The 5,518-nt window shown below is 46.2% G+C and carries 2 tRNA genes and 3 rRNA genes; all 5 read left to right on the top strand.

The features are described from left to right. Positions 1-215: 215 nt before the first annotated feature. The 5 genes from C8D70_RS20525 to rrf all read left to right on the top strand — a co-directional run bounded on the left by C8D70_RS20525 (position 216) and on the right by rrf (position 5,421). Positions 216-1,732 (top strand): 16S ribosomal RNA (locus tag C8D70_RS20525). A gap of 292 nt (positions 1,733-2,024) precedes the next feature. Beyond that, positions 2,025-2,098, top strand: a tRNA-Ile gene (locus C8D70_RS20530). Between the two features lie 86 nt (positions 2,099-2,184). Further along, positions 2,185-2,258, top strand: a tRNA-Ala gene (locus C8D70_RS20535). A gap of 153 nt (positions 2,259-2,411) precedes the next feature. Then, positions 2,412-5,168: ribosomal RNA gene (locus C8D70_RS20540) — 23S ribosomal RNA — on the top strand. A 145-nt stretch (positions 5,169-5,313) separates the two neighbouring features. Further along, positions 5,314-5,421: ribosomal RNA gene (gene rrf / locus C8D70_RS20545) — 5S ribosomal RNA — on the top strand. Together the 16S, 23S and 5S rRNA genes with 2 tRNA genes alongside form the textbook arrangement of a ribosomal RNA operon. Positions 5,422-5,518: the final 97 nt, after the last annotated feature.

A 5,518-nucleotide genomic window follows, 5' to 3' on the forward strand; every position in this document is an offset into this window, starting at 1 on the left:
GTTAAGGTTACTTAAAAAACTTTAAAATTTTCTTCAGAAACATTTGGTCATTAAAAAATAAAGTTTTACTTTTGCACTCGCAAATACGGAGCGACACTGACAGAAAGATTGCTTCGTTAAAAAGCGAAAGATAAAAAGATCATTGACATACAATATAACAACCAAGTAAGGAAAAACTAAAGCGTTAAAAAACTTTGAGTGAGTCAGACAAACATACAATGGAGAGTTTGATCCTGGCTCAGGATGAACGCTAGCGGGAGGCCTAACACATGCAAGCCGAGCGGTATGGATCTTTCGGGATTCAGAGAGCGGCGTACGGGTGCGGAACACGTGTGCAACCTGCCTTTATCAGGGGGATAGCCTTTCGAAAGGAAGATTAATACCCCATAATATTTAGAATGGCATCATTTTAAATTGAAAACTCCGGTGGATAGAGATGGGCACGCGCAAGATTAGATAGTTGGTGAGGTAACGGCTCACCAAGTCTGCGATCTTTAGGGGGCCTGAGAGGGTGATCCCCCACACTGGTACTGAGACACGGACCAGACTCCTACGGGAGGCAGCAGTGAGGAATATTGGACAATGGGTGCGAGCCTGATCCAGCCATCCCGCGTGAAGGACGACGGCCCTATGGGTTGTAAACTTCTTTTGTATAGGGATAAACCTACCCTCGTGAGGGTAGCTGAAGGTACTATACGAATAAGCACCGGCTAACTCCGTGCCAGCAGCCGCGGTAATACGGAGGGTGCAAGCGTTATCCGGATTTATTGGGTTTAAAGGGTCCGTAGGCTGATGTGTAAGTCAGTGGTGAAATCTCACAGCTTAACTGTGAAACTGCCATTGATACTGCATGTCTTGAGTGTTGTTGAAGTAGCTGGAATAAGTAGTGTAGCGGTGAAATGCATAGATATTACTTAGAACACCCATTGCGAAGGCAGGTTACTAAGCAACAACTGACGCTGATGGACGAAAGCGTGGGGAGCGAACAGGATTAGATACCCTGGTAGTCCACGCCGTAAACGATGCTAACTCGTTTTTGGGTTTTCGGATTCAGAGACTAAGCGAAAGTGATAAGTTAGCCACCTGGGGAGTACGAACGCAAGTTTGAAACTCAAAGGAATTGACGGGGGCCCGCACAAGCGGTGGATTATGTGGTTTAATTCGATGATACGCGAGGAACCTTACCAAGGCTTAAATGGGAAATGACAGGTTTAGAAATAGACTTTTCTTCGGACATTTTTCAAGGTGCTGCATGGTTGTCGTCAGCTCGTGCCGTGAGGTGTTAGGTTAAGTCCTGCAACGAGCGCAACCCCTGTCACTAGTTGCCATCATTAAGTTGGGGACTCTAGTGAGACTGCCTACGCAAGTAGAGAGGAAGGTGGGGATGACGTCAAATCATCACGGCCCTTACGCCTTGGGCCACACACGTAATACAATGGCCGGTACAGAGGGCAGCTACACAGTGATGTGATGCAAATCTCGAAAGCCGGTCTCAGTTCGGATTGGAGTCTGCAACTCGACTCTATGAAGCTGGAATCGCTAGTAATCGCGCATCAGCCATGGCGCGGTGAATACGTTCCCGGGCCTTGTACACACCGCCCGTCAAGCCATGGAAGTCTGGGGTACCTGAAGTCGGTGACCGTAACAGGAGCTGCCTAGGGTAAAACAGGTAACTAGGGCTAAGTCGTAACAAGGTAGCCGTACCGGAAGGTGCGGCTGGAACATCTCATTTTAGAGCGTCTTAAAGACGTTAAACAAAATCAGTGTCTTAGACACAAAGTACTTGTTCAAAGTAAAGCTTTAGTTTTTTGTTTGGTTGGTTTATAAGTAAAAAGGTAAAAGTAAAAAGAGCCAAGTGTAACAGTTTGGAAGATCATATTACTTATTACCCATTACTTATAATTTAAATATAAAAACATAACCCACTAGAAATTAGTAAACGGGAAGAGAAAACGAGTAAGAAGTAGAGTTGTAAGGTATATGGAAATTATTACTTATCGCTCATTACTCATCACTCATAATAGAGTCTCGTAGCTCAGCTGGTTAGAGCGCTACACTGATAATGTAGAGGTCGGCAGTTCGAGCCTGCCCGAGACTACTAATTGAAATAGAGGTTAGAAATTAGAAATTAGAAGTTAGTTTTTTACTAATATCTAATTACTAACATCTAACATCTGACTAGAGGGGGAATTAGCTCAGCTGGCTAGAGCGCCTGCCTTGCACGCAGGAGGTCAAGGGTTCGACTCCCTTATTCTCCACAGTTTTGGAAGACTGATTTAAAAGTTACGGATGGAGCCAAAAACAACATCTGTTCATCAGTTGTACAAGAAGACATTAAGATCATTGACATTAACGGTAAAGACATCACAAAGAGAAAACCGAGCGCATAAAGCGCTTGAGTAACCAATAGGAAAGAAATCGTTAAGGGCGTATGGCGGATGCCTAGGCTTTCAGAGGCGAAGAAGGACGTGGTAAGCTGCGAAAAGCTGCGGGGATTGGCACACACGAATAGATCCGCAGATGTCCGAATGGGGCAACCCGGCATGTTGAAGACATGTCACCTCGTAAGAGGAGCAAACCCGGAGAACTGAAACATCTAAGTACCCGGAGGAAAAGAAATCGAAGAGATTCCGTAAGTAGTGGCGAGCGAAAGCGGATTAGCCCAAAAGTCTTTTTATGTTTAATAGAATGTTCTGGAAAGAACAGCCATAGAGGGTGATAGCCCCGTATATGAAAGGCATATTTGGATGATAAATGAGTAGGGCGGGACACGTGAAATCCTGTCTGAATATGGGGGGACCATCCTCCAAGGCTAAATACTCCTGAAAGACCGATAGTGAACAAGTACTGTGAAGGAAAGGTGAAAAGCACTTCGAATAGAAGGGTGAAATAGAACCTGAAACCGTACGCCTACAAGCGGTCGGAGCAGCGTAAAGCTGTGACGGCGTGCCTTTTGCATAATGAGCCTACGAGTTAATTTTACTAGCGAGGTTAAGGTATTAAGTACCGGAGCCGGAGCGAAAGCGAGTCTGAATAGGGCGCATAGTTAGTAGGATTAGACGCGAAACCTTGTGATCTACCCATGGGCAGGTTGAAGCTCTGGTAACACAGAGTGGAGGACCGAACCGGTTGACGTTGAAAAGTCTTCGGATGACCTGTGGGTAGGGGTGAAAGGCCAATCAAACTGGGAGATAGCTCGTACTCTCCGAAATGCATTTAGGTGCAGCGTCGCAAAAAGTTTATTAGAGGTAGAGCTACTGATTGGATGCGGGGGTTTCATCGCCTACCAATTCCTGACAAACTCCGAATGCTAATAAATGTTGTGCGGCAGTGAGGGCATGGGTGCTAAGGTCCATGTCCGAGAGGGAAAGAACCCAGACCAACAGCTAAGGTCCCCAAATATATGTTAAGTTGAAACAACGCGGTTGGACTGCATTGACAGCTAGGATGTTGGCTTGGAAGCAGCCATTCATTTAAAGAGTGCGTAACAGCTCACTAGTCGAGCGGTCCGGCATGGATAATAATCGGGCATAAACATATTACCGAAGCTATGGATTTATATATTATATATATCTGGTAGGAGAGCATTCTATTTGCGCCGAAGCAGTACTGTGAGGTATTGTGGAGCGGATAGAAAAGAAAATGTAGGCATAAGTAACGATAAAGCAGGCGAGAAACCTGCTCACCGAAAGACCAAGGCTTCCTCAGCCATGCTAATCAGCTGAGGGTTAGTCGGGACCTAACGCGAACCCGAAAGGGGTAGTGGATGGACAATGGGTTAATATTCCCATACTTGCTCACAATAAAAGGGGACGGTTGGATGTATCTGCTGGAGACTGACGGAATAGTCAAGGCTTAGCCTTCGGGCGAAGCTGCTGTAGAGTAATCTGATCCAAGAAAAGCCGAAGTGAAGCAACCCGTACCAAAACCGACACAGGTGGTCGAGGAGAGAATCCTAAGGTGCTCGAGTGAGTCGTGGCTAAGGAACTAGGCAAAATAGTCTCGTAACTTCGGAAGAAGAGACGCCAGCAGCAATGTTGGCCGCAGTGAAGAGGCCCAGGCGACTGTTTATCAAAAACACAGGACTCTGCTAAATCGAAAGATGCTGTATAGGGTCTGACACCTGCCCGGTGCTGGAAGGTTAAGGAAGGTGCTTAGGGTTAAACCGAAGGCATTAACTGAAGCCCCAGTAAACGGCGGCCGTAACTATAACGGTCCTAAGGTAGCGAAATTCCTTGTCGGGTAAGTTCCGACCTGCACGAATGGTGTAACGATCTGGGCACTGTCTCAGCCACGAGCTCGGTGAAATTGTAGTATCGGTGAAGATGCCGATTACCCGCAATGGGACGAAAAGACCCTGTGAACCTTTACTATAACTTCGTATTGACTTTGAGTAAGTAATGTGTAGGATAGGTGGGAGGCTTTGAAGCAGGCACGCTAGTGTTTGTGGAGCCAACGTTGAAATACCACCCTTTACTTACTTGGAGCCTAACTTCTGAAAGGAAGGACATTGCGTGGTGGGTAGTTTGACTGGGGTGGTCGCCTCCAAAAGAGTAACGGAGGCTTTCAAAGGTACCCTCAGCACGCTTGGTAACCGTGCGTAGAGTGTAATGGCATAAGGGTGCTTGACTGTGAGACCCACAAGTCGATCAGGTGCGAAAGCAGGACATAGTGATCCGGTGGTTCCGTATGGAAGGGCCATCGCTCATAGGATAAAAGGTACTCCGGGGATAACAGGCTAGTCTCCCCCAAGAGCTCACATCGACGGGGAGGTTCGGCACCTCGATGTCGGCTCGTCACATCCTGGGGCTGGAGAAGGTCCCAAGGGTTGGGCTGTTCGCCCATTAAAGTGGCACGCGAGCTGGGTTCAGAACGTCGTGAGACAGTTCGGTCTCTATCTATTGCGGGCGTTAGATGTTTGAGAGGGCTTGATTCTAGTACGAGAGGACCGAATTGAACAAACCTCTGGTGTATCAGTTGTACCGCCAGGTGCACCGCTGAGTAGCTACGTTTGGAAGAGATAAGCACTGAAAGCATATAAGTGCGAAACTCGCCTCAAGATGAGACATCTTTTAAGGGTCGTTGTAGATGACGACGTTGATAGGCTATAGGTGTAAAGACAGTAATGTCATAGCCAAGTAGTACTAATTACCCGTAGATTTATAGCCTTTGGTTGCTATATCTAATTATCATATAATAAATGACAAGTACTTTATGCGCAGTAAAGGTTTTGTCTTTGTGAAAGTTTTTATCGCTTAAAAACGCAATAAGCTTAAGGCGTAAAGCCTAATGCTTAAAGCTATATACCTTCTTTAGGGTGGTTTTAGCGGTGGGGCTCACCTGTTCCCATTCCGAACACAGAAGTTAAGCCCACCAGCGCCGATGGTACTGCTAACGCGGGAGAGTAGGCCGCCGCCAGTTTTTATTTTATTTTTAAAATCCTTTATCTTATTGATAAAGGATTTTTTTTGCTTTATACCCAAGCAGGGAACCCTAAACTCATACATAATGAGTAATA

The sequence above is a fragment of the Chryseobacterium sp. CBTAP 102 genome, from assembly GCF_003201365.1.
Lineage (GTDB): Bacteria > Bacteroidota > Bacteroidia > Flavobacteriales > Weeksellaceae > Chryseobacterium > Chryseobacterium candidae.